The organism is Microcoleus sp. MON1_C1, assembly GCF_036701945.1.
Classification (GTDB): Bacteria; Cyanobacteriota; Cyanobacteriia; order Cyanobacteriales; family Microcoleaceae; genus Microcoleus.
Map to the genome: position 1 here is coordinate 1 of NZ_JAUBRO010000041.1, position 26,615 is coordinate 26,615.

Consider the following 26,615-nt stretch of genomic DNA (forward strand, 5'->3'; position numbering starts at 1 on the left):
CATATGTCCTATTTTATGACACTTTGTGTACTCTGCTTACTTTTTTCTTCTGCTACCCCTACTTATTGAGCCGATACGTAAAGAGGTTATTTATGTTTTTTCTGAATCGTCAAATATTGGGATTTCCCAAACTTTATATGTATGGTTAGTGTTCACAACTCAATTAGGAACGCTATATGATATCGTTGAGATTCAGTCGTTGAAAGATGAGTTTGCCTTGGGGAGAGTGGGAGGCGGAAGACCCAGAAATTTTGGCGGTGGCAGAAAAATTTATCTTCGCTAATTGTTACAACCCACAAGTTGCTGGTAGCATTTTAGCCCAGTCCGGTCAGTGCCAGGTATCGGAAACGTAGAACTGGCGTGGTTTCGTGGTTTTTGCCTTTGTAATAAATCTTTATGAAAACCTGAAACGCTTAGATGTTAAACTCTACAAGTCTCGACGCGAGAGAAGAGACACCCCCCCCCTCCCTATCCCCCCCCCCATCCCCATCCACCTGTTGATCGTTGTTGGGAGGTGTCCTTGAGCTCCAAACCAACTGTTGATCGTTGTTGGGAGGTGTCCTTGAGCTGCTTTGTTGGTGTTGAATTTTAGCTCATTATAGTACAACCACACGCCACCTAATCTGTTCACACGCCAACCTACCAGATCGCCAAAAGCTTCCCAAATTTTCCGATCATATTCTCTGCTTCCTCCCAGACTTTCATAGATGCGTTTCTGCACCGAAAAGCCGAAACGTCCGTTACTGTATTTTACCCAAAGTTGGTCAATAGTTCGTAAGTCTTCACAGGGGAATCGATCGAGATCTTCACCCCTCAGCCAGCCATCCTTTGTTCTCTCCGCTACTTCCAGCATTTTTATTGCCGTTTCCCGATCCGCCTCTTGCCATTTTCGAGTTGCCAGTAAATCGCGCAACTTAGTGTAGTCTACTCCCCTCTCAGATTTGAGGGGAACATCCGGCTCAATAGGAGCAGAATTAGCAGGTGCAGGTTGAGGAGATTTTTCGGTTTGAGGACGAGCTTGAGAACTTGGTCGATCTGATAAAGCTTCCGATCGTACCTGTGCGACAGCAATTCGCTTAAATGCTTTAACAGCATCAATATCGCCGGGAGATGCTGCTGACACTCGAATCCACAACTGTTCTGCAAAATCAAAATCTTGGTTGAGTTCCGCTTGTGAAGCATCATATTTCAGCGCTTTAACATCAGCTAAAGTTGCATATTTCGGGCAAAGAATGAGATGAGACTTTTCGATCGGTTCGGCAACAGTCAGAGGTGTTTGCTTGGGTTTTCCAAATTCGCGATTGAGTTCTGGTACTCGATGGATTAAATATTGATTCAATCGTTCAACAGTCGCACATTTACCTTGAGTACCCAATCCTTCTAGTAACGCACAAGTAAAAACACCTTGCTGTAAATCTTCAATTTCATAAGATATCTGATTTGGACTACAGGAAGCAATGCTGATGACTCCCATTTGCCGCGCTTGTTCGGCGGTTTGACGGCCAATCCCCTCAACAGACTTTCCCTCATCGCGGCAAGCATCCAAAATCATAATAATATTATCAGCCCCGCAGCGCCGCAACCTTTGGATAATGTAATTAACAGAAATATTGCTGTTTGCAATATCTTCAGTAAAACCGTCAGCAGGCATCAAATAATCGCACCCATTTTGACGAACTCCGTGACCGCTGAAGAAAAACCAAAAGTTATCTCCCGCACTCATAAAAGGCTGTTCAAACATAAGGTGTAACAACCGCATCACGTTAGATCTAGTAGGCCGCAACTGTTTGTCCGATGAGTCTTCCGAGAAATGGTAAACTTTCTCAAATCCCGCCTCCTTGCAGAGAAAATCCCGCATTAATTCTGCATCCCGCTTAGCATATTTCAGCGGACGTGGCAGGTGTTCGTATTCATTAATACCTATGACAACAGCCCAATTTTTAGCCATTTCACTTTGATTGTTCCCGTTTAAACTTGAGCTTTATCGCTCCTTTTCCTCCCGCTGCGACCCCGTTACCGAGGATGCTAATTTGTCCCTGACCGTTAATTTCCACCGAGAGCTCAATTTCCTCTAACTCCATCTTAGACTTGCGATCGCGCTTCTCTTCACTGCGGATTAGGAGTCGATCGACAACTGCCAGCAAATGAGCCATTTCTTGCTCTAATGTCTCTACACTGACATTATGAATTCTAAATTCACCCGCGGCATCGGTAACTTTTGGCGGTTTAGAAGACTTTGGCGGTGGTTCCATATCCAAGAAAGGTGCTCCCCCCATTCCCAGACTTTTGGCACCATCAGCAGTAACAACTTGAGGCGACTCGTCCGGAATATCGCTGGTCACAATCCTAATCGTTTCATCTGGCATAACTGCTGAAAACTCCAAAGTATTTATATAATTTTGTCAAATTCTAACTTAGATTCTAACCAGAAATTGCAGCCAAAATCTTCATTAACCTATCTTCGCGTTCCCGGTGATGCCTGCGTAACACGACGAACCCAACCGACATCATGTGAGTGGGAGGTAGGCGAGCATTTTTATCCCAAATCCTAAATCGCAAAACCTCATTGTCCAAACAGACCCTTTCTATGGCAACCTGAAAAATAGGAAACAGAATTTTATAGAGCTTGGTAACAGAACACTAGCAATCACTTATGCAAACTCTACCAAATCCAACTACAAGCGCATCTAGCCAACCAATCTTCGACACCACCATCAAACGCCGCAAAACCCGTCCCGTCAAAGTCGGTAGCGTCACCATCGGCGGCGGCAACCCCGTCGTCGTACAGTCGATGATTAACGAAGACACCCTCGACATCGACGGTTCAGTCGCAGGAATTCGGCGCTTGCACGAGATAGGCTGCGAAATCGTCCGCGTCACCGTGCCCAGCATGGCCCACGCCAAAGCTTTAGCCGAAATCAAGCAAAAACTGCACGCCGCCTACCAACCAGTTCCTCTCGTGGCCGATGTCCACCACAACGGCATGAAAATTGCCCTGGAAGTCGCCAAACACGTAGACAAAGTGAGAATCAATCCCGGACTTTACGTGTTCGAGAAGCCGAAAGCCGACAGAAGCGAATACACCGACAGCGAATTCGCGGAAATTGGCGCAAAAATCCGCGAAACCCTAGAACCTCTGGTGATTTCCTTGCGCGACCAAGGCAAAGCTTTGCGAATCGGCGTTAATCACGGTTCCCTCGCCGAACGGATGCTTTTTACCTACGGCGACACGCCCGAAGGCATGGTAGAATCCGCCCTGGAATTCATCAAAATTTGCGAATCCCTCGACTTCCGCAACATCGTGATTTCCCTCAAAGCCTCCCGCGCGCCGGTGATGGTTGCTGCTTACCGCTTGATGGTGCACCGGATGGACGAACTCGGCATGGATTACCCGCTGCATCTCGGCGTCACGGAAGCAGGAGATGGCGAATACGGCCGCATCAAATCCACCGCAGGCCTCGCACCTTTGTTAGCTGACGGTATCGGTGACACCATCCGCGTCTCGCTGACAGAGGCCCCAGAAAAGGAGATTCCCGTTTGCTACAGCATTCTGCAAGCCTTGGGACTGCGGAAAACGATGGTTGAGTATGTCGCTTGTCCTTCCTGCGGTCGCACTTTGTTTAATTTAGAGGAAGTGTTACACAAAGTGAGAGAGGCTACGAAGCATCTCACGGGTTTGGATATAGCAGTAATGGGCTGTATTGTCAATGGCCCGGGAGAAATGGCTGATGCTGATTACGGCTACGTCGGGAAGCAACCGGGTTATATTTCGCTGTACCGGGGCCGGGAAGAAATTAAGAAAGTGCCGGAAGACCGAGGTGTACAAGAATTGATTGATTTGATTAAATCGGACGATCGCTGGGTCGATCCTTAGCCCCGTCAGGAACAGGCAAGATGCCTGTTCCACAAAACATCAAGTTTCTTGTGGGCCGTTGCTCGTAGCCCGTCAGGAACAGGCAAGATGCCTGTTCCACAAAACATCAAGTTTCTTGTGGGCCGTTGCTCCTAGCCCGCCCTGAATAGAAGTCGGCAAAGTGGAATAATATATGTACGCCAAACGCGAGCCGGCCTTGCCTGTGTTAGATTGAGCGTAATTATTCTGAACTCTTTTCCTCCCGCGCGTCAGACAAATGGTTATAACAAAACGAGGGCTTGTTCTAAGTGCAGCAGCGGTGGTACTCACTGCTGTAACTCTTGCGAACACTGGTTGCAGTTCTAAATCTCTGGCTTCTTTTCGGGGAAGCCCTAAAGAGTTGGTTGATGAAGTTTGGCAAATTATTGACAAAAGTTATGTAGATGGCACTTTTAACCAGGTTGACTGGAAAGCGGTGCGGAATGAATATTTGAACCGGACTTATACCAGCGACGAGGAAGCTTACAAAGCAATTCGGGAAATGCTGAAGAAGCTGGACGATCCTTATACGCGGTTTATGGACCCTCAAGAGTTCAGAAATATGCAGGTTGACACTTCTGGGGAACTGACAGGAGTTGGGATTCAGTTGACTCAAGATGAGGAAACCAAAAAGTTGGTGGTGATTTCCCCGATCGAAGATACCCCTGCTTTTACTGCTGGTATTCTGGCAAAAGATATCATTACTAAGATTGACGGCAAGAGCACAGAAGGCATGGATACGAATCAAGCGGTAAGTTTGATTCGCGGCCAGGTGGATACTGAGGTGACGCTGACTATTTTGCGGGGAAGCAAGGAATTAGAATTTAAGCTGAAACGCGCTAAAATTGAAATTCATCCAGTGCGGAAGTCGGTGCAGAAAACTCCGATCGGAGAAGTCGGCTATATTCGCTTAAATCAGTTCAGTGCCAATGCTGCATCGGAAATGCGATCGGCAATTAAGGATTTGGAACAGAAAAAGGTAACGGGCTATATTTTAGACTTGCGTTCCAATCCCGGCGGGTTGCTGTACGGAAGTATTGAAATTGCTCGGATGTGGCTCAAAGAAGGTACGATCGTCTCGACGGTCGATCGAGTGGGTGAGGCCGATAAACAAACTGCAAATAAGGCAGAGCTCACAGACAAACCGTTAGTTGTACTGGTAGACGGCGGTTCAGCAAGTGCTAGCGAGATTCTATCCGGTGCTTTGCAAGACAACAAGCGCGCGGTTTTGGTGGGAACAAAGACGTTTGGTAAAGGTTTAGTTCAGTCAGTACGCGGCGTGGGAAATGGTGCCGGTTTGGCGGTGACAATTGCCAAGTATTTTACTCCCAAGGGCACTGATATCAACAAGGCCGGGATTGAACCGGATTTTAAGGTAGAACTCACCGAGGCTCAAAAACAGGAATTGAGGCGCGATCGCGATAAAATCGCTACGACGGCAGATCCGCAGTACGCAAAAGCTATGGAAGTTTTGACACAGCAAGTTACTGGTAAACCAGGGAACAATAAGGCGGAGTCGAAACCGAATGCAGCGCCACCTAAACCGAATGCGGCGCAAGCAAAACCGAGTGCGGCACCTTCTAAATCTAAGTAGAAAACCTGTGTAGGGTTTCAGTTAAAAAAAAGCATTCGGGGGAAGATTTACGGCTAAAAGCCAAGATTTTAAACTCGAATGCTTCGCTATTTTTTGCAATGCGTCCGGTGCAACCAAAATTTATATAATTCATCGGCGTTAATCTGTGTTTATCTGCCTGTATCTGCGGTAAAAAAAAGAGAATTTATTCACCGCAGATGACAAGGAATTGATGCTGATTCACGCAGATGTCGAGAAGAAATATCGGAAGAATTCCGCTGCTAACAGATTTGAGATCGCGTTAGCTTTCGCGATGCGGAGGAAAGTAATAGTAATTCGTCATTGCGGCTGGCATTTGCCGGCGCGAATTAATCCGATGCGGCGGGCGATGGCATCTTCGGGCGAATCGTAAGGACCCCACTTTTCAATAATACTGGGGTTTTGTTCTTCAAGTTGCGCGATCCTCTGCGAGGGCTCCGCCAACGGCAAAATCTCGCAATTCCCCGCAGGACGTTTGACAATATAAAATTTTGGTGTTTCTGTCATAGCTAAATTCGTCACAAAAAAGCTGGATACTAACTAGGCAATTGGCTCATTATATCAAATAGGGAAACGGCAATGCCCTGTCCCAAATGTGTCTTAGCATTAAACTCGCAGTCCTACAGTAGTTGAAACCCCTCCCGGGCTGCGGATTTAACCGCCTGCAACTAATAAGAATTAAAAAAAACTAACACTTTTGGAAGATGCCACAATATTTATCTATGATCAAAATATAGACATTTGTCTAAACAGTGCATTCAACCATTTCAGAAGTGGCGAAATATTCTAATCAATACCAAAAAAAAACATGCAATTTCTACCCAAAACAATCCCCGAAATTCAACCAGAAATTATATCAGTTAAAGAATTACCGCCAGAACTTGTTACTTTCGATGTCGGCGGGATGAAATGTGCCGGCTGCGCGAAAGCTGTGGAACGCCAACTCATGCAATATTCCGGCGTAATTTCAGCTTGCGTTAACTTAGCCGTAGAAGTCGCAACGGTTGAGTGTCAACCGGGGACTGTCGATGCAGAAGCTTTAGCGAAAAAGTTGACTGATAATGGATTTCCCTCTCAGTCTCGTTCAGGTGAAAATCAGTGGGAAGCAGAAGCGACAACAATTGAACGGCGGCGACAAGAAATTCGACAGCAAATCAAGCAATTGACGATCGCCCTTATCCTAATTATTTTATCGGGTTTAGGTCACGTACTCGGCACAAAAGCCCCAATTCTCAGCAATATTTGGTTTCACTGGGGACTCGCCACCCTAGCTTTGCTGCTACCGGGCCGCCCGATTATCGTTGACGGGTGCCGCAGTTTGTGGCGAAATGCACCCAACATGAATACTTTGGTAGCTTTAGGCGCTGTCACAGCTTACACGGCTAGCAATGCGGCGCTGCTGTTTCCACGGATGGGATGGGAGTGCTTTTTTGACGAACCGGTGATGCTGCTGGGCTTTATTTTGTTGGGCAAAACTCTCGAACAGCAAGCCAGACGGCGCGCTGCATCAGCTTTGCAAGCTTTAATCGCATTGCAACCAGCCAAAGCCCGGTTAGTAGATTTTAAACTCCCGAGTTTAGATTTGCGATCGGAAGAATTGCCTTTAAACTCGACATCAGAGGTCTACGATCCACAATACATTGAAATTCCTGCCGATCGCGTCCGAGTCGGAGAATGGCTGCAAGTTTTGCCAGGGGATAAAATACCCGTAGACGGTGAAATTTGCGAAGGCAAAACAACGATAGATGAGTCGATGCTGACTGGCGAATCGATGCCGGTTTTGAAGCAACCAGGAGATACAGTTGCGGCCGGAACTATCAATAAATCCGGGGCAGTTGTGATGCGGGCAACTCGCACCGGTAAGGAAACCACTGTAGCTCAAATGGTGGCCTTGGTGCAGGCAGCTCAAACTCGCAAAGCGCCGATTCAAAATTTAGCTGATACTGTCGCGGGATATTTTGTGTATGGGGTAATGGCGATATCGGTTTTAACTTTCCTATTTTGGTATTTTGCCGGGACTCATATTTGGCCTTCTGTGCTTTTAGGACACGATATGGGGCATGGGGCATCGGGCATGGGGCATGGGGTATTGGGCATCGGAAATCAATTATCAATTACCGATTACCAATTACCAATTACTCATTACCAATCCCCTTTGCTGTTAAGTTTGAAATTGGCGATCGCAGTTTTAGTCATTGCTTGTCCTTGCGCTTTGGGACTGGCTACCCCAACTGCAATTTTAGTCGGTTCTGGCATCGGGGCGGAGCGCGGGCTTTTAATTCGCGGTGGTGATGTTTTAGAACGGGTGCATCAATTAGATACGGTGGTTTTTGACAAGACGGGCACTCTGACAACCGGAAATCTCACACTCACAGATTATTTGCCGATTTTCCAGAATTCCGAGTGGGATTTCAATTCAGATATTAATGTTGGCAACAAACAAGATGTTGGTTCCACAATTGATGGAGTTTCTGGCAACAGGCAAGATGCCTGTTCCACAAGTGATGGGGTTTCTGGCAACAGGCAAGATGCCTGTTCCACAATTGATGGTGTTTCTGACAACAGGCAAGATGCCTGTTCCACAATTGACTCAAAACTGCTGCAAATTACAGCGGCGGTGGAAAGGGGCGCTTCTCATCCCATCGCGGCAGCGATTTTGCTGGAAGCTCAACAACAAGGTTTGCCGCTGCTAGCTGCTGAGGATTTCTGCACGGAACCGGGCTTCGGGGTTTCTGCTTTGGTGGAGGGCCGGCGGGTGTTCGCGGGGAATGCTGAGTGGATGAAGCAGCAGGGAGTCGCTGTGGCGACGGAATTGTCGGGGTCTTTGCAAGGCAAAACGGCGGTTTACGTGGCTTCTGGGGGCGTTTTGCTGGGGGTAATCGGGCTAAAAGATACTCTGAGGCCGGATGCTAAGGCAGCGGTGGAACGTTTGCGGGGCATGGGATTGCGGGTGATGATGCTCACGGGGGATACGGCGTCTGCGGCGGCGGCGACGGCGCAGCAGCTAGATTTGACGGCGGCTGATGTTTTGGCCGAGGTGCGGCCGGAGGGGAAGGCGATGGCGATCGCGGCTTTGCAAGCCCAAGGCTGTAAAGTGGCTGTGGTGGGAGATGGCATCAATGACGCCCCGGCTTTGGCTCAAGCTGATGTCGGTATCGGTTTGCACTGCGGCACTGATGTCGCAGTTGAGACAGCTCAAATTGTGCTGATGCGAAATGCTTTGATGGATGTTGTTGAGTCGATCGAGCTGGGGCGCGCTACTTTCAACAAGATTCGCCAAAATTTATTTTGGGCTTTTGGTTACAATACTCTGGGAATTCCCGTGGCAGCGGGTATCTTGCTGCCTGCAACCGGAATTCTACTCAGTCCTGCGGCGGCCGGAGCATTTATGGCGTTTAGTTCTGTTAGCGTGGTTACAAATTCTTTGTTTTTGCGCCGGGGATTTCGAGCTTAAATTGAGGGCTTGTAGATCAAAGTCGGAGGTCATATCGTTTCCGGTTGCACTCGTGACCATATAAAGGACACGGCAGTGCCGTTTCCCTACCTGGATTAATTGTAGGGAAACGGCACTGCCGTGTCACAAGCTGTGAGTAATATTAATTTCGATGCTACCGGATTTGATCTCACCGGTCATTAGCTGGAAACTAATGACTAATGACCTCATCTCAAGACGGATATAAGCCCCTGACACTAAAAGTGGAGAGCAAAGAAGTTTCGAGATTAGTTCGAGGCCCCAGATTCATCTGTGGAGTCAACCTAAAATCTAAAATGTAAAATCGACTGACTGATGGCTACAGTGCCATACTTTCCAAAAGTCGCCAGTTATTGTTGTTCATAATTGAACGACTCACTAGCTCGAACATTTGACGGCAGTGGTTGTTGGTTTGCAGGGGCAGTTCTTCGTTTTTAATCACGAAGTTCATGCGAACCTCTGAGTCGCTGGCCGTGTTTTTCTCAATTAGGACTTCTGCGGTGACAAGTTTGGCAATCGAAACTTGACCTGGGAGCTCGCGAGCCATGACCGAATCTCCTGTATTGTAGATAATATCAAGATTGCATGACTCTAAAATTTCAATCAGGGACTGACGGAGACGGTCGATCGGAACGGCAACGATAAAAAAACCAGTATAGCGAGCCATAGACAACTCCAGCCGTGAGGCATTTAGACTTTATTATCATACCGAACCTAGAACAGATGCACAGAACAATATGGATTTATTTTATTCAGGTGGAAAGTTAGGGCAATGAAAGGCAAACTGATCGTGTTTGAGGGGGTTGAAGGTGCCGGTAAAACTACGCAAATGCAGCGCTTGATACAGTTCCTGCAAGCAAGTTGCTTTCTGAAAGTCCGCTTGGTGGCTACTCGCGAACCGGGGGGTACTGAGCTGGGAAGGGGACTGCGACATTTGCTGCTGAAACAAGATGGGGGCGAATCTGTATCCGATCGAGCAGAATTACTCATGTACGCTGCCGATCGCGCTCAACACGTCGAAACTTTTCTCAAACCCGAGTTATCGAAGGGAACGATTGTTTTATGCGATCGCTTTACTGACTCTACGATTGCTTATCAGGGCTACGGCCGCGGTCTTAAGCTAAATTTAATTAAGCAGTTGAATGAAATTGCCACCGGAGGCTTGGAAAGCGATCTGACTTTTTGGCTGGATATTAATGTGGAGGCGGGTTTGGCGAGGGTAAGGGCCCGGGGAGGGTGCGATCGGATCGAGCAAGCAGATTTGAAGTTTCACCGCCTTGTACAGCAAGGTTTTGCGGAGTTAGCCCAGGAAAATAAATCTCGAATTGTCCGGATAAATGCCGATCGCCCTGAATATGAAGTCGCTCAGGAAATTCAAACTATTGTAACTAGCAGGTTAGAAGCTTGGGGATATTTAAATAATACCTCTTCTGAAAAATAGCGCTAGATAATGTGTAGAGACACGGCAATGCCCTGTCCGGCTCCAAAAACTTACAATTTAACATTCTTAACTCAAAACAATTATTTAGCAGTCCCTTAAACCACAATAACCTTTTGGTATTATAGTAGCCACGCCGACGGTTAGGATGTACTTAATTGCTAAAACCCTAGATTTTCATCCTTCATCCTTCATCCGTTACATCCCGTACATTGCTCGTTGCCGAACTTCCTTCTTCCGCAAACATGAATTATTTCACCTCATTAATCGGACAAGAGCAAGCAGTAGAATTGCTAACACAAGCAGTCGAGCGCAACCGAATTGCTCCTGGTTATTTATTTGTCGGATCTAACGGCATCGGCAAAAGTTTAGCTGCTCAGTCTTTCATCGAGCTTTTATTCTCAGCCAATCTTCCTGAAACCCGATTAATAGCCTCCGTGCAAAATCGCGTGCGGCAGCGGAATCATCCAGACTTACTTTGGGTAGAACCAACTTACATGAGCCAAGGCAAACGGCTTACACCAAAGGAAGCAGAGGAAGCCGGTTTAAAGCGGAAAGCACCGCCACAAATTCGCTTAGAACAAGTTCGAGAAATCGGTGAATTTCTCAGCCGACCGCCGCTAGAAGCTGGGCGTTCAGTCGTAGTTTTGGAACAAGCAGAAACAATGGGTGAGGGAGCCGCTAACGGCTTGTTGAAAACATTGGAAGAACCGGGAAAAGCAGCGCTCGTTTTAATTGCTCCGACTGTGGAAGCTTTGCTGCCGACTTTAATTTCCCGCTGTCAAAAAATCCAATTTTCTCGGCTGAATCCCCAAGCAATGGCACAAGTTTTGCAGCAAGCGGGATTCGCGGAGATTTTAGATCATCCCGAGGTAATGGGGATGGCTCAGGGAAGTCCTGGGGAGGCAATTTCTATTTGGCAGCAACTGCAATCAATACCAGATGATTTGCTGCAAAAGGTGAAGCAGTTGCCTCAAAACCTACGGTCTGCTTTGGAATTGGCCAAGGAAATTGATAAAACTTTAGATACTGAATCTCAGTTGTGGTTAATCGATTATTTACAGCACTGTTACTGGCAGCAATTTTTGGCAGGAGGAATTAGTCGATCGCCCTTAGAGCCCTTGGAAAAAGCACGACAATATTTGCTAAACTACGTACAACCGCGATTGGTTTGGGAATGCACACTAATGGGAATATGTCAAGCATAATTTAGTGCCAAGTTTTATCCCAATACGATGAGTAACACGATGGAAAAAGCCACATTTGCAGCAGGTTGTTTTTGGGGAGTTGAACACAAGTTTCGCGCCGTTGCGGGTGTCGTCTCGACTGCTGCGGGCTACACAGGAGGTCACTGGCCGAACCCGTGCTACCTGGATGTTTGCGCCAGAGTCACCGGTCACGCTGAAGCCGTGCTGGTAGAGTACGATCGATCGCAGGTGAGTTACGAAGCACTGCTAGATGTATTCTGGAACTGTCACGATCCTACCCAAATCAATCGCCAAGGCCCCGACAGAGGCGAACAGTACAGGTCTGTGATTTTTTATCATAATTCCGAACAAGAAAAAGCCGCTCGCCTCTCCAAACAAAAATTGCAAATTTCCGGTAAATACGACAAAGATATTGCCACCGAAATCAAACCTGCTGGTGAATTTTATATGGCAGAGGATTACCACCAGCAATATATTGAGAAGAAGCGGATTTCGTCAAAAGTCATTAGTTAAAAATTAGGCAGACCCCACAAAGAATAAAATATCGTAGGGGCGGTAAGGCAATGATCTATACTAGCGACCAGTTTATTATTAATGCAAAACTCTGCCTCCCCCACGCCATGTTTATTTTCACCTACTTAGTAATAAATCATTAGTCATGAGATAGTGTTTGGTAGGATCAATCCCCCCGTGGTAGCCCGATTCTATGGGGAGGCGGCACAAGTCTCAGCTTTGAAAATTGCCAAAAGAAATATAGATGCGGGGCGGGGAATGCCACTGTGAAGAAGAGCAAGCGCGTTTTAAACAGCTTGTTACGCAAGTCATAATATTATAAAAATGCTGTAGTAGTTGGGCGCGTAAAACCCCAAGAATTTTGAAATAAAGCCTAAATGAAGATTGAGAATTTCTGTTTCAATTTTCTTGATTAATCCCGGTTTTTGCGTCCCGGACTGTAGTCATTAGTTAGCAATTAGTAGTCATTAGTCAGATGACAGAAAGAAAAGGGAAGAATATCTAGTTTTGCCGTATTGCTTGTTTATTTGCTAAGCTAAAGGTTGCGCTCTGTCATCAATAAACTTTAGATTTATGCACAGGTTATTAACTGGGAAACTGCGAATAGAGTATTTAACAATACCAATCGCTAATCTTCCAGCAAATCTATCCGGTATTAAAATTGTACAGCTTACTGACTTTCACTATGACGGGGTGCGGCTGTCGGAATGGTTGCTAGAAGAGGCGATTGCGGCAGCAAATGAAGCTGAACCCGACCTGATTTTTTTAACTGGTGACTTTATTACCTACGACCCCGCACCTATTTACACCTTAGTGCAGCGATTGAAAAATTTACAAAGTCGGGTGGGAATTTACGCGGTTTTGGGCAATCACGACCACTATTGGCCGAGGGCAAAAACAGAGGTTACTAATGCTTTAAATAGCGTAGGGATTCGGGTTTTGTACAACGAAGCAATCTATCCTTTGGGCTCAGAATTGGCTTTAGTTGGGTTGGCAGATTTTTGGTCGGGCGATTTTGCGCCTAAACCTGTAATGGCATCAATAAATCCCGCGATTCCTCGGATTGTCTTGTCTCACAATCCTGATACTGCTGAAAAGCTGCAAAATTGGCGGATTGATTTGCAGTTGTCTGGGCACACTCACGGCGGTCAAATCGTTATTCCCGGTATCGGCCCTTTGTACGCTTGGGTCAGAAAAATAGGCTTTTTGATTCCTAAACGAATCCGAAAGTTCATTCCTTTGCTGTCGGCTTCCGATCGAGTAGTTACTCACTGGGAATGGGCTAGCGGTTTGCATCAGGTGGGGAGTAATTTGCTGTACGTGAATCGGGGCTTGGGAACTTATTCGCCGGGAAGGCTATTTTGTCCCCCGGAGGTGACAGTAATTACTTTGGTTTGTCAACATCGGTAAGGGCGGGTTTAGGGTGCACACTTTCCCGATAATAGATAGGAAGAGGGAAGTTCGGCAACGGATTCGCTCGACGGATGTAACGGATGTCAGGAAGAGGGAAGAGGGAAGTTCGGCAACAGATTCGCTCGACGGATGTAACGGATGTAATGGATGTCAGGAAGAGGGAAGAGGGATTTTTGTACAATTGCTATTATTTTTAATTTGCTTCTCCAAAGCGATAGCCTCTGCCGTAGACTGTGTGAATTAGCATCGATTCGCCCGGGGCTTCTATTTTGCGGCGCAGCAGGCGAATTTGAGCGGCTAATACATTGCTGCTGGGTTTTTCTGCTTCACTCCACAAATACTGGTGGATTTCTTCGTGTGTTAGCAATTGACCGGTATGGCGCATTAAGTATTCTAATAACTGACATTCTTTTTCTGATAAATCAATTGTGCGATCGCCCCGATAAGCTAATTGATTGTCGTAGTCTAGCTGTAAATCTGCAACTTGCAGCCGCCCGACAGCAACCTCGGCGTCAATAGTAGGAGGCCGCCGCAGTAAAGCGCGGACTCTGGCTAGCAGTTCTCGCAGTTCAAAAGGTTTGACCAAATAGTCGTCTGCACCGGCGTCGAGTCCTTGTACGCGATCGTCTACGGTATCTTTGGCGGTGAGAAATAGCACTGGCGTACTCCGTCCTTGCGATCGCAACTTCTGGCAAATTGCCAGTCCGGTTTGTCTCGGCAGCATCCAATCTAAAATTAGTAAATCGTAATTGCCCTGCATTGCTAAATTGCTGCCGCTTGCTCCGTCAAATGCCACATCAACTGTATAACCTTCGCGGGTTAAGACTCGACTCAAAGGGTCAGTTAACTCAACTTCATCATCAACTAAAAGAATCCGCATCCTGATTTCAAATTTGAGATTTGAGATTTTAGGTTAAGTAAACTAATTTTCCCTAGATTTTAATGTGTGGAATACTTTCCGTTTCGCTGCAAGCTGCTGCTACCCATTCCTGGATGGCAGGCAAGGCTAAAATAGCCTCCGCATAAGCTTTGGCTGATGAATCTAATTTGACTCCGTAGGTAATAAAACGCATAACAACGGGGGCAAACATAGCGTCAACAACTGTGAATTTTCCGAATAGCATATTGCCGCCTGTTCCGAATTTTTGGCGGCATTCGCGCCAAATGGCAAAGATGCGATCGATCTCTGCTTCTACACCGGCAGTCATCCCTTCTCCCGGATAGCGGTTGCGGCAGTCCATCGGCATATTGTCGCGCAAATTTTGGAACCCCGCGTGCATTTCGGCGGCAATGGAACGGGCGATCGCCCGTTCCGCTATATCCGCCGGCCACAAATCATTGGCAAAGCGATCGGCAACGTATTCGCAAATTGCTAATGATTCCCACACTTTCAGATCGCCGTCGATTAAAACTGGCACTTTTCCCGAGGGAGAATAGCGCCGAATTTCTTCATGCGTTGTAGGCCAGTCTAAGGGGATTCTCACCTCGGCAAATTCCAGTCCAGCTTGTTTCATCGCCAGCCAAGCACGCAGCGACCAAGACGAATAATTTTTATTACCAATAACAAGTGTCAGTTCGGTCATAGTTTAGCTTTCAGCTATTTGCAATCGCCAGTTAAATTTTAAGTTTTAGAGTTGAATACACAAAAGGGTGAGACTGAATGACGATCCTCTTCGAGGGCTTCGCTAACGCGCGATCGGCCCGTTTTCTGCACTAGCCTCTGCAAGTATTTTAGATTAACAGCCTCCCAGCGTTCCGCGTTTTTCTGCAAACTTCGATCGGGGGGCGGTATCGAACACACTTGATTTGGCATCGAATGATCTGTCTCTGTGGATTTTGGCATCGTTAGCCGTAGGTACGGTTACTGTATAGTGCATTTCCTCGGCCTCTACACCACCGCCTGAGAGGATTTCATCTACTGTAATTTTTTTTAGGGAAGCTGGGTCTACATTGTGAAATTTTCTGTCAAATTGTTGACTCTCAAACTCTTGATTGTTTTCCATACTGACCGCCCTTGAAAAACGTGACGACATAAAAACTTACTAAATATAATATATACCCAAACAAAGGATCGAGCAATAGCCAAAAAAAATTTTTCGCTATGAACTCTATGTGTTATTCTGAGTTTGGTAAAAGCTGTTTCTGCTTAGACCGCGATCGCCCCCTTCCTAAATTGAGCAATTTACACTCTAGAAATTGACATGATTACTGTTGCACTTCCCAAAGGCGGATTGTTAGGAGATAGCATTCGCCTGTTTAAATCGGTTGGATTAGACTTCAGTGCTTTTCTCGATTCCTCTAACCGACAACTTCAAATATATGACCCTACCGGTACGGCCAAAGCTTTGCTAGTAAGGACGCACGACGTGCCGGTTTATGTGGAATACGGTCAAGCGGATTTGGGGATTTCTGGCTATGATGTTTTGCGGGAAAAAAAGCCGAAAGTTGCCAATTTAATTGATTTAAAATTTGGCAAATGTCGGCTGTCGGTGGCGGTGAAGGAATCTAGTTCTTACCGACGAACTGTAGATTTGCCTCCTCACGGTAGAGTTGCTTCTAAGTTCGTACACTGTGCAAGGGAATATTTTCACAATTTGAATTTGCCTGTGGAAATTGTGCCGCTTTACGGTTCTGTGGAGTTGGGGCCGATTACGGGTATGTCGGAGGCAATTGTGGATTTGGTTTCGACTGGCAAAACGTTGCGGGAAAATGGTTTGGTGGAAATTGATGTTTTATTTGAAAGTTCGGCTTATTTAATCGGTCATCCTTTGAGTTACCGTTTGAATACCGGAGGCGTGAATGAGTTGATCGGGAAGTTGAGAGAGCAAGTTTTGACGACTGTTTGATGCTAACTCCAATTAGAGGAGACTTATTGGATAAATCTTTCATTGATAGGGAAACCACAGACGCAACGCGGGATAGTTGGGGACTTTTGCACTAAGTCTAAACTATTGTAGGGTGGGCTTGTAGCTCGCCCTAAAAGTTAAATCTTTATGAAGTGCTATTTCCCGGTAGAAAACCTAGTTTTTCCTGGCAGCGATTTATATAAAAACGGACAACTGTATCCGCTGGGTTTTGTTCTATTAGCTGCTGAAAATATCTCAAGGCGGCGACAAACCTTTCAGATTGCCATCCTTGAATTCCTTTGTCAAATAAACCCTGGGTAAGCTGCTTTGCCTCAGAGTCGGGACAGGAGGCTGCCCAGATTTCGTAGATTTCAATAGCTTGCTGCTTGCCGCGCGGGGTTACTCGATCTATCCAGCGATAGTAATAATTGTTCCTTGGCAAATCGCTGCCTGTAGCAGCCGCCTCAGAATTAGAAGTAATAGTCTCCTGTGTTTCCACTTCCAAGTCGCACTTTAATAATAGACTTTCTTTTGATTTTGAGTGGGAACTTATGCCATGTAGAAATTCTCTTGCATGAACGATCGCATTTTCGCTAACAATAATTTGGCAACCGTATATTTTAGTTAAATTTTCTAACCTAGAAGCTGTATTTACCACATCGCCGATGACTGTCGAGTCCATGCGGCGATCGGAACCTAAAGTGCCGATCATGCCGATACCTGTGTTAATTCCCGTACCAATATTGACGGGAAATTCTAAATTGTATTGGTGGCGACTGGCATTAAATTCTTGCAAAGTTTCTTGCATTGCTACTGCGGCTTCGATCGCATCCATAGCGTGAGAATTCGGCTTGTCAAATACTGCCATGATTGCATCGCCTAGGTATTTGTCAATAAACCCGCCGTGAGACGTTATGCAATCGTTCATTTGAGTAAAAAAAGCGTTCAACCATTCAAAAGTCTCGCGAGCTTGTTGAGATTCCGCGATCGCAGTAAACCCGCGAATGTCGCAAAATAAAACAGTCAGCTCTTCTTCTGTGACATTGCCCAACTGAATAGATTCTATTCCTTGCGGCGCAATTCGCCCGAGAAGTTGCTCTGGCACAAATAGCTGAAATTTTTCTGAAAGATATTCGTTGGCTTCCCAAGCTGCGGCGATTTGGCGTTTGCTTTGCTCTTTGACTTGCTGGTTGAGTTGGGAAGATACAGCTTGCGCTCGCAGTTGACTCAACTGCAAAATATTTTCCACTTTCGCCAGCAACAAACGACTGTTAAAAGGCTTTGTCAAATAATCATCGGCCATCATTTCTAACCCTTTGATGCGAGACATATCGTCATCGAGGGCAGTTAAAAAAATTACCGGTACAGTTTGCAATGCGGTATCCTTCCGCAGGCGATCGCACACATCAAAACCGTTCATCTCCGGCATCATAATATCTAGTAAAATTAAATCGGGTCGAGAGGCGCTGGCAAGCGAGAGCGCTTCATGGCCAGATAGGGCTGATACTGTAGCGTATCCTTTCAGGTGCAATAACTCTTCCAGTAAAGTCAGATTAGCTGGCTCGTCATCAACCAACATGATGCAGGGCGACTTGTTTGACATCGAATATGATATAGTATATTGAATTTAGCTCGGGAGTTGCGCGTGGGGAAGCTCGAAAACTGGTTGATTCGTATATTTCTCGTTACTAAACTCGATATTTTTCGTAGGAACCAGCTTTCGGAAGCAAGTGCGGGCAAGTCATATACATATTTATCTACTCTTGAGTTTAACCTTTGTTGTTATCAATTATCATAAATGGCAGTGCTGGAACTGCAAATAATTATCGTTAGCCCAGAAAAGAACGGACAGTAGCGATCATCAAATTCAAATCCAGTGGCTTGCTCAAATAAGCAGAAGCGCCAGCTTCCAAACATCGATCGCTGTCACCGGGCATCGCCATCGCCGTCACCGCAATCATCGGTACCGAGTCCCAGACAGGATCTGCTTTAACTCGGCGCATCAACTCAAAGCCGTCAACATCCGGCAACTGAATGTCCATCAAAATCAAATCCGGCAGCAAGTGCGGCGCAGTAGAGGCGGCGAGAATACGATCTGCCATCACCTTCCCATCCGCGAGTATCTCTACCCCGTACCCCTCTAATTCCATCACCTCAGAAATTAACATTTGGTTAAAAGGCTGGTCTTCGACAACCAAAATCCGCTTCCTGCCAATGGGTAAAGCAATCGCACAACCTGGCACTAACTTGCTATCCAAAGCACAAGAAGCAAAGCTTCCCAACTGTTGACGCATCTCCGTCAAAGGCAGCCAAACGCGGAAAAGACTTCCCCGATCGCAAACAGATTGAAAAGAAACAGTTCCCCCGTGCAATTCTGCCAGACGCTTAGTCAAAGCCAAACCCAAACCTGTACCTTCGTGCCGCCGAGTCAGGGAAGAATCCACCTGTTGAAAAGGTCGAAATAGCAAGTGCCAGCGGTCTTGAGGAATGCCGATGCCGGAGTCTTGCACCTCAAAACAAAAATAAGGAGTGCTGGCATTTACAGGAGAACAATCAGGTCGGTAGTCGCCCTCTATTTCACTGCCGTAGACCAGACGCCCGCTGAGTTTAACTTGTCCCTGTTCGGGGGTAAATTTGATAGCATTGGAAAGTAAATTAATCACAATTTGTCGCACTCGCCGTTCGTCGAGCCAAACTTTAGTAATACGGTAGTCGAGTTCTAAGGACAAACCGATTCGCTTTTTGTCTGCCCGTGGCTGCATCATTTTCAGACAGTCTGTTGCGAGTTCTTGAACGCGAACAGGCTGTAAGTTTAGTTCTACTTTCCCGGCTTCTATTTTAGAAAGATCGAGAATATCGTTGATTAGCTGCAACAAGTGCTGGCCGCTTTTTTCGATCAGTTCTACATAGTTGATTTGTCGATCGCTCAACTGTCCGGCTGTTTGTCGCAGCAGCAAGTCAGAAAAGCCGAGAATGCTGTTGAGTGGCGTCCGCAATTCGTGGGACATTGAGGCTAAAAACTCGGATTTCAACTGAGAAGAATACTCTAATTCTTCGTTAACTTGGCGCAGGTTCTCTTGTGTCTGAGCCCGCTCGATCGCCGCCCCCAGAGTCCGGCAAGCAGCCTCCAGCACTTCTTGGTGGACGGCGGTTTGCAGTTTTTTGATGTTGCGGGACTCCAGCGTGAGCACTCCGATAATTGTACCGTCGGTAGCTGCGATCGGAAAAATGCCCAGTTGTCCAATTCCCGGATGCCGAAATTCCGGCACGGCATTGGGATGTTGGGCATAATCCTCTACGAACACAGGTTTACCAGTTTTCACCACTTCCCACAGCAAACCCATGCCGTAGGGAATGCCTTGGTCGAGCAATTCTTGCATTCCTGCGACTACCGGTTCCCCGTAAGTAGCCAGAAATTGACCAGAAACGTGGTTGGAAACCGCCGCCGCTTGCCGATCGTTTCCCTTGCCGCTAATCACCTTGACATCTCCGAAAGCAGCATTCATTGCCTCTACTAGATAGGTGAGGGCAAACTTACCTATTTCTTGCAAACTGTCAGACTTTTGCAGGCGTTCGGTTAAACCTAAAAGAAAGCTCAGCCGCCTGACTTCTGCGTTCAAGCTAGCTTGGGAGTTTTGGTATACCGTAACGTCTCGAAAGGTTAACAGCCGTCCGCCGCTGTTGGTAATCGTGGCGCACACCTCCAAACAAACCGCATTGGATTGCTCGAAATAAAATGATAAACTTTCATGCTCAGATGTTTCGAGTGCTTGCTGAAACTCTTGCCACTGTTGAACAGACAAGTAACCCCGATCGACAATTTCCGCAAACAGCAAGTGGCACTTCGGCTTTGTTTCCAGCCATTCTGGGGACAGTTCCCACATTCCGGCCAATTTTTTGTTAAACAAAACTAAGCAGTCAGACGAGTCGAACAGAGCGATCGCATTGTCTACTTGGTTGAGAATCAGTTCTTGGTCTGCCCTCAACTGGTGCAAGTCTCTCTCCATTTTCTCTGTGGGTGTAGCTCTTAGTTTCGTTGTCATAACTTTCTAGGGATATGGCAAGAATTATTTTATAATCCCTTACTTAATGTGACATAATTTTAGGTTTTTGGGCAGTGAGGGGGATCGATCGGCCTTGTGATCTGAGACACTTGCTGGTTTCCGAGGGCGATCGGAACCCGCTTTGAACTGCGCCGGCTATTGTTTAATCATCAGGCAATAAGGAGGGAAATCCTTATGAAAGAAGCCGAATTTTTTAATAACAATGTTGTCGAAGTTGATGGCATCTGACTTGAAACTATTGTGTCCAACCCTGTGCTAAATTGACCCATAATAAAAACTAATTCCGGCGATAAGGCATCAGCATATAGCAATCCTCGCATCATTTGTGAATGTCTTACTCCCTCTAAGCAGGTTCGGGGAGGGTTGGGGTGGGATAAAAAATTTACGACTTTTGCAAGGATTGCTATAGGTCAAATGCAATCATGACCTTACCCTTAAATTTTATTAGCAATAACTTGGTTATTTGGATTAACTGCTCAAGCGTGGGATTCAAAAACATAGGCATAAGGCACGCCATAAGCACCCGGAGACAGTGTTCGGAGTTTCAAAAAAGCAACTGTAGGCTCGTGAACCCAACCCATACACAATCAGTTATTCCCATAATTTAATCTAAAATTGTGCGACTGAGCGCTCGCGCCGAACTCTAAAATCTACAATGATATGAGTTATTACGATCGCACTTATGAGTAAGGTGTGCAGTGCACACCCTACAAATGTGAGTTAAGCTAATCCGCGTTTAAATTGCAGAGTAAAATAAATCTTTACTCTTGTGGGGCGGGCAGGAGATCCCGCACTTAACATACAATTTAAATGCAGTACAGGTTAGAGCGTAAGTATTGTTAATGTTTCTTAGGATTTTTCGGAAAAGGAATGCCCAAACTTTCGTGAAAAACAACCTGAGTTTTATAAGTCAAGCGCCGGTTAACTTGTTTGATGATTTTTTCCAAAAGCGCATCGCCGGTTTTTTCTATTAAAGGTTGAGACATCGATCGAATAAACTTGGGAAAGCAAACTCCCACAGCCAAATCCAGCTTCCAGCTAGTAATGGTAATCGCAGGCGGCAGCTTAGCACGTTCCGAGCTCGGCCAATCGGCGGCAAACTCCTGAGAGGGTATCTCCACTAGCTTCATTGCCGATCGAAAATCCACTTCATACCCAGGCGAGGTATAATCCGGAACCGGAATAGTCTTAATCAAATAGCAGCCTTCAGCGTCAGGCGGCAGCAACTCTAAACCAATTCTCGCTTCAACGCGGTAGCCGAAAGCCCCAAAACGCCCGATTAATAAATCATAGCCGTTTTCTCCGAGCGGCTCGGCCTTCATCGGCGAAGCGCACTGGCAAAACCAAGTCTTGTGGTTGTTCAAATGCTTTGCCACCGTCTCCGCATCGGCATACATCTCCATGCTGTCTTCAAAATGTGTGTGAAACCAAATCGGCTCAACTTCCTCTCCTGCATCCGCGCTTCCACTTTCGGGCTGTCGGAAACTCGCATCTGGGTAGCAATTTTCGTCAGAAGCTTCAACAGTGTGATATTCAGCGGAATCCTGCCTCATCGTATGCTCTCCTGTTATACACGCCAATCGATCGGGTTGGGGATGTGTTAAGGGAGTTTCCTCCCTACAATTGAGAAATTGATAGTAACAAAACTTACCCTAATCCAGCATAACTCGACTTATGAAAGCATTTGTAGCAGGAGCCACAGGTCAGACTGGCCGCCGCATCGTCGCAGAATTGGTCAAGCGAGGTATTCCCGTGCGCGCCTTAGTCCGAAATCTAGACACAGCTAGACAAATTTTACCACCGGAGGCTGAGTTAGTGACTGGGGATGTATTAAATGCGACTTCCCTGGGCGATGCCATCGGCGATAGTACGGTATTGCTGTGTGCGACAGGAGCCGCCCCTGGTTTTGACCCGACAGCGCCTTACAAGGTGGATTTTGAAGGTACTAAAAATTTGGTGGATGCAGCTAAGGCTAAGGGCATTGAGCATTTTGTGCTTGTGACTTCTCTGTGCGTCTCTCAGTTTTTTCACCCGCTGAATTTGTTCTGGCTGATTCTGGTTTGGAAGAAGCAAGCCGAGGAGTATTTGCAAAAAAGCGGCTTAACTTATACGATCGTCCGTCCGGGCGGTCTCAAAAATGAGGATAATTCAGATGCGATCGTCATGACTGGTGCCGACAAAATGTTTGAGAGCAGCATTCCCCGCACTAAGGTAGCCCAAGTGTGCGTGGAGGCGCTGTTTCAGCCGACTTCTCGCAACAAGGTTGTGGAAATTGTGGCGAAGTCGGAGGCTCCGCAAAAGAGTTTTGAGGAGTTGTTTGCCAGTGTGATTTGATTGAATTAGCCTCGCTTGGGTTCGGTGCGTCAGACCAAAAACACTTTGATTTGGATCTGAGATGTTGCACCATTGTCAAGAACAGGCTTTCCGGCCTGTTCCACAAAAAGTGCATTTTCTTGTGGGGTGGGCATCCTGCCCGCCCAAAAAAGGCTTATCGAGAATGGTGCAAGATGTGATTTGGGTCAAAGATTTGGGCTGACGCACCCTACAACAATTTTCCGAGCGCCAAATCTGGCAAAATCTTAATAGTTTTACGATTCGCCGTTGAAATTTCCCTCTCCCAGCATGAAAACTCTCAAGTGGCCAGCTTGGTTCCCCTATCCGATTTCGTGGTTAAGGGCATTTGCTCTCGCTCAGAGTTTTAGTTTTGTCCTTCGCCGGGGCATTCCTTTTGTCAGCGACGATATCGGCTTTCTGAGTCTACTGCTGGCGGCTTGGCTGATTCAGTTGCCTGTGTTTTTTGTGTTTCACTTGTTCGCCGTCAAAATCTTAAATCCCTTACTAATTATGCTGCCGGGGCGCTTTCGCGTTGCGCGCAAGTTCAAGCGCAGGCACACTGGTATTCGATCGCACTTGCGAGAAGGCTTGAATGCTGTTGTAGTGATTTTTTTTGCATTTAATCTGTCGCTGTTGGTGCAACTTGCGATTTTTTATTGGCCAGCGCGATCGATCGATCCGGCTCAGTTACTAACAGGAATATCTACCCTGACAAATGTTGCGGTAGCAGGTGAATTAGATTTCTGGCTGCTCAAATTGGCGGGGGTTTTATCGAGTTTAACGCTGTTAGCGGCCCCCCTATATCAATACGATTTTCGGGTGCGCCGGATGCGGGTGGCTCGAAAATGGGTTGAAATTTCGGAAATGGAAATGACTTTGCTGGAAGCTGAGAAATTTGGCCGTCGAAAAAGAGGTTTGCTGAGGCGATCGGAGATTCAAATCCTCGGATTTATACTTTTAATCGGCGCTGTGATTGGCGGCGGTGTTTTTTTGGTTGACAGTTTGCGGGGAAATCAGCAGTTGTCGCAGTCGGCAAGCGGGGTGGGAAAATTTCCGCCGCTGGCTATGAAAACGGGCGATCCTTACATTCGGGCGCTGATGCGTACTATTTCTGCTAGCGAGTCGAATGTTTCTCGCCCTTATCACGTTGTTTACGGTGGCAAATATATATTAGATTTGAGCCGCCATCCTGACTGGTGCGTGAAGATTGTTAAGGGCCCGAATCGAGGCAAGTGTACTACCGCTGCGGGCAGGTATCAATTTCTGACTACGACTTGGAAGGAGAAGGCGAAGCGCTATCAAGCGCGTCGTGCTAATTTTTTATTCTGGGAAGATTACAGTTTTGAACCAGAAGATCAGGATGCTGTGGTTTATGCTTGGTTGAGCGATCGCAACTTTTGGAAAGCTGATATTCCTGAGATGTTGCGGCAGGAAAGATTAACTGAGGTATTACGGATGCTTTCAGGAACTTGGACGAGTTTGGGATATGGAATTGAGAACAATTCTATGAGTTCTCGTTTGCCGAAAGTCTACCGGGAAATGCTGCGGGAAGAATTGGAAAATGCTGGTTCTTAGGGAGTTAAATGTTGACGGTTAACTGTTAACTGTTAAGCTGAGGTGCATCTAAATTTTTCAGTCAACTTTGAGTAAATTTTTGTGGGGTGGGCGTCTCGCCCGCCCGAAAAATACAACTTAAAGGCACAACAGTTTAACGAATCTTATTAGTTATTAACACGCCAAAACGATTAAGAAATAACTACTAATAAGTAACAAATAACTAATCCTTCAATTTTGGTAAAAATGCTGTCAGACATTTGTACAATTCTAATCCCGGCCCAGCTTGCAGCGGATAAAACTTGTCGAAATTAATGGGGTTTCCCGGTGCTAATTTCCACTCGGCTTTCTGTGCTGTTTTTGGGGAAATTTCGATCGCTACCGTGATGTTAATAATGTTGTTGTGCTGGGGGGTTCCCCGGAAGCAGTAACTTTTGCCAGTGCGTTTGTCTGAATCGCTGCCGGTGATGTATCTGTCTTGTTTGCGAAATTGGATTTCTCTGAAAGGTCGATCGATCGCAAAGGAGTCTCGGTAGCGGTAGTCTCCGTCGCGCAAGATTTCGACAGTCGGCTTGATTTGGCTTATAACTGTTGCTGGACTAAGAGTTAGCATCATTGATCCGCGTTCCTCTTGTGAAATCGGTGATTTTGCTGCTTGGTGGCTGAGTCGCTGTGGGCGATCGGCTTAAACAAACGCGCCGTGTAACAAATTAATAAAAGTTGTTATACAGTTTAAGTTGATTCTTACCTATCGTGAATAATTATTTCATGGTTTCATCTCTGTTACCTATCTGAGTAATAATAAAAATATCCAGCCAGCCCTGAAAAATTTTACGGGCGCATATTAGGGATTAATTGACGATACTGCGAGGATACTGCTATGTTGTGCGTGACGCAAGAAACAAAAAATTTAGGGCGGGTTGAAACCGGAAATTCCCAACGCCGAGACTCTTTCACCTCTGCCTCTAAAACTACCAGTATGCTCCGCTCGCGAGTTTACAAAGATGAGGCTTTGGTGTCTGCTACCTTGACCGGACTGCCAGCTCTTTTGGCATCCCTCGAAAGCTTTCGCGATCAGTAGAAGTTGGCATTTTCTATTGCTGCTATATATGGCGCATGGAGATTTGTGATAGCGCCTACAAACCGAGCAGGGGCTGTTTTGATTGCACCTAAAATTATCCTCGATTTGATTTGAGTTTTGCGGTACTGAACTCTTCCGGGACGCAGAAACCAGGTTGTTTACACAAAAACCTTTTTACAGCCCTTTATTATGGTAGGAAAAATGGTATAAAAACCCGGTTTCTTGATGGGTGTGCGTAAGTCTTGTGTTAACAAAATTTATTTGTGAGTGTCATCGGGTGCGATCGATGCCTCTACCTCTTGGGAGGAACGGCTTAACATAGAGTCGTGCAGGTGTTCGTTGTGCTGCCTTTCTTGAGCCATTAATTCTCTGGCTTTTTCTTCAGCAATTCCTTCGCTAGGTGTTTCTAGCTCGTGGGAGGAACGGTTGAGCATAGAGTCTTGCAAGTGTTCGCTATGCTGCCTTTCTCGTGCAATTAGTTGTCTAGCTTTTTCTTCTGCGTTCATGAGTAGTTTCTCCAATTGCTTGTTAGAATCGATTCTTATATTAAGATGCCACACTTCGAGGGTAAAGGTAGCAAAATTAACAGAAAATTTTACAAAAAATGGATAAATAGTTGAGTATGCTGGCGGTGGGTATCGGGAGCGGTGGTTGCCGAGCTAATTATTGCCAGACGCCGGAAAAGATATTCTTGACTGCGATCGCAATTCGATTTAAGTCTTCCTTCAGCAGCGGTGGCCAAGAAACTCCTCTGCCGAGTCCAGCTTCAAATTGCTGCAAACCTTCTACTGACAGTAAATGCAGTGCCAAGATCAATTGTCGATCGAGCATTGGAGATTCTTGCAGCCCTTCAAACAATATTTTTAAAGCTAATAAAATCGATGTCACCTGTCCGGGCACGGGGGGCTGACCTTGTTTGAGACGCATCAGGAAGGCGTCGGGATTTTTCTTGGTTTCCAGGGCCGTTCCTTGGTCGATCAGAAAACTGCGGGCTGTTTTGTAATCCATTTGACGTGCGATCGATCTCCTGCAATTAATTAGCTGGCATTATATCACTTTTTGTCGCGCTCAATTTGGTAATATATTTCCATACAGCCTACACTACAGCTACTCGTGAGGTGCGCCCACAAGCACGGTACAGCTACTGATTAGAGGCGTAGCATTCATCCCACAGTCGCCTTGAGCGAA

At 46.3% G+C, this 26,615-nt stretch carries 25 protein-coding genes; 12 read left to right on the plus strand and 13 right to left on the minus strand.

Annotation, left to right across the window (positions count from 1 at the left end):
- Positions 1-206: 206 nt before the first annotated feature.
- Positions 207-353 (plus strand): hypothetical protein, encoded by a 147-nt coding sequence (locus QUA62_RS21315; RefSeq protein ID WP_333406492.1) that lies wholly within the window; start codon positions 207-209, stop codon positions 351-353.
- Between the two features lie 74 nt (positions 354-427).
- On the opposite strand, the gene QUA62_RS21320 is transcribed toward QUA62_RS21315, so the two are convergent.
- Both QUA62_RS21320 and QUA62_RS21325 read right to left on the minus strand, forming a co-directional pair.
- Positions 428-1,948, minus strand: a complete 1,521-nt coding sequence (locus QUA62_RS21320) for a GUN4 domain-containing protein (protein WP_333406494.1) — start codon at positions 1,946-1,948, stop codon at positions 428-430.
- 1 nt (position 1,949) lies between these two features.
- A complete protein-coding gene (locus QUA62_RS21325) occupies positions 1,950-2,366 on the minus strand; it encodes a Pepco domain-containing protein (protein WP_333406496.1) in 417 nt (138 codons plus the stop codon).
- A gap of 287 nt (positions 2,367-2,653) precedes the next feature.
- Here QUA62_RS21325 and ispG point away from each other — a divergent pair, with 287 nt between their 5' ends.
- Positions 2,654-3,874, plus strand: a complete 1,221-nt coding sequence (ispG, locus tag QUA62_RS21330; RefSeq protein WP_333406498.1) for a (E)-4-hydroxy-3-methylbut-2-enyl-diphosphate synthase — start codon at positions 2,654-2,656, stop codon at positions 3,872-3,874.
- Positions 3,875-4,130: 256 nt separating this feature from the next.
- Positions 4,131-5,486: a carboxyl-terminal processing protease CtpC gene (ctpC, locus tag QUA62_RS21335; protein WP_333406500.1), complete on the plus strand. Its 1,356-nt coding sequence runs from the start codon at positions 4,131-4,133 to the stop codon at positions 5,484-5,486.
- Between the two features lie 318 nt (positions 5,487-5,804).
- Here the strand turns inward: ctpC and QUA62_RS21340 are convergent, their stop codons facing one another.
- The gene (locus QUA62_RS21340; protein WP_190660003.1) at positions 5,805-6,011 is read right to left on the minus strand and encodes a DDE transposase family protein; all 207 of its coding nucleotides are present in this window, start codon (positions 6,009-6,011) and stop codon (positions 5,805-5,807) included.
- Positions 6,012-6,312: 301 nt separating this feature from the next.
- Between QUA62_RS21340 and QUA62_RS21345 the strand changes: the two genes are divergently transcribed.
- Positions 6,313-8,958 carry a heavy metal translocating P-type ATPase gene (locus tag QUA62_RS21345; protein ID WP_333406502.1) on the plus strand — a complete coding sequence of 882 codons (2,646 nt, stop codon included), beginning with the start codon at positions 6,313-6,315 and terminating at the stop codon, positions 8,956-8,958.
- Between the two features lie 337 nt (positions 8,959-9,295).
- Here QUA62_RS21345 and QUA62_RS21350 read toward each other — a convergent pair whose 3' ends face one another.
- Positions 9,296-9,643 (minus strand): hypothetical protein, encoded by a 348-nt coding sequence (locus QUA62_RS21350; RefSeq protein ID WP_190659999.1) that lies wholly within the window; start codon positions 9,641-9,643, stop codon positions 9,296-9,298.
- A 105-nt stretch (positions 9,644-9,748) separates the two neighbouring features.
- On the opposite strand from QUA62_RS21350, the gene tmk reads away from it, so the two are divergent.
- The 4 genes from tmk to QUA62_RS21370 all read left to right on the plus strand — a co-directional run bounded on the left by tmk (position 9,749) and on the right by QUA62_RS21370 (position 13,545).
- The gene (tmk, locus tag QUA62_RS21355; RefSeq protein WP_333406504.1) at positions 9,749-10,417 is read left to right on the plus strand and encodes a dTMP kinase; all 669 of its coding nucleotides are present in this window, start codon (positions 9,749-9,751) and stop codon (positions 10,415-10,417) included.
- Between the two features lie 242 nt (positions 10,418-10,659).
- Positions 10,660-11,622, plus strand: coding sequence for a DNA polymerase III subunit delta' (locus QUA62_RS21360; protein ID WP_333406506.1), 963 nt, complete (start codon positions 10,660-10,662; stop codon positions 11,620-11,622).
- 39 nt (positions 11,623-11,661) lie between these two features.
- Positions 11,662-12,135 (plus strand): peptide-methionine (S)-S-oxide reductase MsrA, encoded by a 474-nt coding sequence (gene msrA, locus QUA62_RS21365; RefSeq protein ID WP_333406508.1) that lies wholly within the window; start codon positions 11,662-11,664, stop codon positions 12,133-12,135.
- 573 nt (positions 12,136-12,708) lie between these two features.
- Complete coding sequence (locus QUA62_RS21370; RefSeq protein ID WP_333406511.1) at positions 12,709-13,545, plus strand: metallophosphoesterase; 837 nt, start codon at positions 12,709-12,711, stop codon at positions 13,543-13,545.
- A gap of 196 nt (positions 13,546-13,741) precedes the next feature.
- Here the strand turns inward: QUA62_RS21370 and rppA are convergent, their stop codons facing one another.
- From rppA to QUA62_RS21385, 3 genes are all read right to left on the minus strand, one after another.
- Positions 13,742-14,428, minus strand: coding sequence for a two-component system response regulator RppA (gene rppA, locus QUA62_RS21375; protein ID WP_333406512.1), 687 nt, complete (start codon positions 14,426-14,428; stop codon positions 13,742-13,744).
- A 52-nt stretch (positions 14,429-14,480) separates the two neighbouring features.
- On the minus strand, positions 14,481-15,131 hold the full coding sequence (locus QUA62_RS21380; protein ID WP_333406514.1) for a glutathione S-transferase family protein: 651 nt from the start codon (positions 15,129-15,131) through the stop codon (positions 14,481-14,483).
- 153 nt (positions 15,132-15,284) lie between these two features.
- The gene (locus QUA62_RS21385) at positions 15,285-15,551 is read right to left on the minus strand and encodes a hypothetical protein (RefSeq protein ID WP_333406516.1); all 267 of its coding nucleotides are present in this window, start codon (positions 15,549-15,551) and stop codon (positions 15,285-15,287) included.
- 198 nt (positions 15,552-15,749) lie between these two features.
- Here QUA62_RS21385 and hisG point away from each other — a divergent pair, with 198 nt between their 5' ends.
- Positions 15,750-16,394: an ATP phosphoribosyltransferase gene (hisG, locus tag QUA62_RS21390; protein ID WP_333406518.1), complete on the plus strand. Its 645-nt coding sequence runs from the start codon at positions 15,750-15,752 to the stop codon at positions 16,392-16,394.
- A gap of 145 nt (positions 16,395-16,539) precedes the next feature.
- Here the strand turns inward: hisG and QUA62_RS21395 are convergent, their stop codons facing one another.
- From QUA62_RS21395 to QUA62_RS21405, 3 genes are all read right to left on the minus strand, one after another.
- On the minus strand, positions 16,540-17,997 hold the full coding sequence (locus QUA62_RS21395) for a response regulator (protein ID WP_333406520.1): 1,458 nt from the start codon (positions 17,995-17,997) through the stop codon (positions 16,540-16,542).
- 226 nt (positions 17,998-18,223) lie between these two features.
- Complete coding sequence (locus QUA62_RS21400; protein WP_333406522.1) at positions 18,224-20,437, minus strand: ATP-binding protein; 2,214 nt, start codon at positions 20,435-20,437, stop codon at positions 18,224-18,226.
- An 860-nt stretch (positions 20,438-21,297) separates the two neighbouring features.
- Positions 21,298-22,011: a DUF1997 domain-containing protein gene (locus QUA62_RS21405; protein ID WP_333406524.1), complete on the minus strand. Its 714-nt coding sequence runs from the start codon at positions 22,009-22,011 to the stop codon at positions 21,298-21,300.
- A 121-nt stretch (positions 22,012-22,132) separates the two neighbouring features.
- Here QUA62_RS21405 and QUA62_RS21410 point away from each other — a divergent pair, with 121 nt between their 5' ends.
- On the plus strand, positions 22,133-22,792 hold the full coding sequence (locus QUA62_RS21410) for an NAD(P)H-binding protein (protein ID WP_333053110.1): 660 nt from the start codon (positions 22,133-22,135) through the stop codon (positions 22,790-22,792).
- A gap of 288 nt (positions 22,793-23,080) precedes the next feature.
- Complete coding sequence (locus QUA62_RS21415; RefSeq protein WP_333406526.1) at positions 23,081-24,367, plus strand: glycoside hydrolase family protein; 1,287 nt, start codon at positions 23,081-23,083, stop codon at positions 24,365-24,367.
- A 202-nt stretch (positions 24,368-24,569) separates the two neighbouring features.
- Here the strand turns inward: QUA62_RS21415 and QUA62_RS21420 are convergent, their stop codons facing one another.
- Positions 24,570-24,962 (minus strand): hypothetical protein, encoded by a 393-nt coding sequence (locus tag QUA62_RS21420; protein ID WP_333406528.1) that lies wholly within the window; start codon positions 24,960-24,962, stop codon positions 24,570-24,572.
- Between the two features lie 264 nt (positions 24,963-25,226).
- Here QUA62_RS21420 and QUA62_RS21425 point away from each other — a divergent pair, with 264 nt between their 5' ends.
- Positions 25,227-25,427 (plus strand): hypothetical protein, encoded by a 201-nt coding sequence (locus QUA62_RS21425; RefSeq protein WP_333406530.1) that lies wholly within the window; start codon positions 25,227-25,229, stop codon positions 25,425-25,427.
- Positions 25,428-25,684: 257 nt separating this feature from the next.
- Here the strand turns inward: QUA62_RS21425 and QUA62_RS21430 are convergent, their stop codons facing one another.
- Positions 25,685-25,933 (minus strand): hypothetical protein, encoded by a 249-nt coding sequence (locus QUA62_RS21430; protein ID WP_333217834.1) that lies wholly within the window; start codon positions 25,931-25,933, stop codon positions 25,685-25,687.
- Positions 25,934-26,090: 157 nt separating this feature from the next.
- On the minus strand, positions 26,091-26,435 hold the full coding sequence (locus tag QUA62_RS21435) for a Dethiobiotin synthetase (protein ID WP_333406532.1): 345 nt from the start codon (positions 26,433-26,435) through the stop codon (positions 26,091-26,093).
- Positions 26,436-26,615 lie beyond the last annotated feature (180 nt).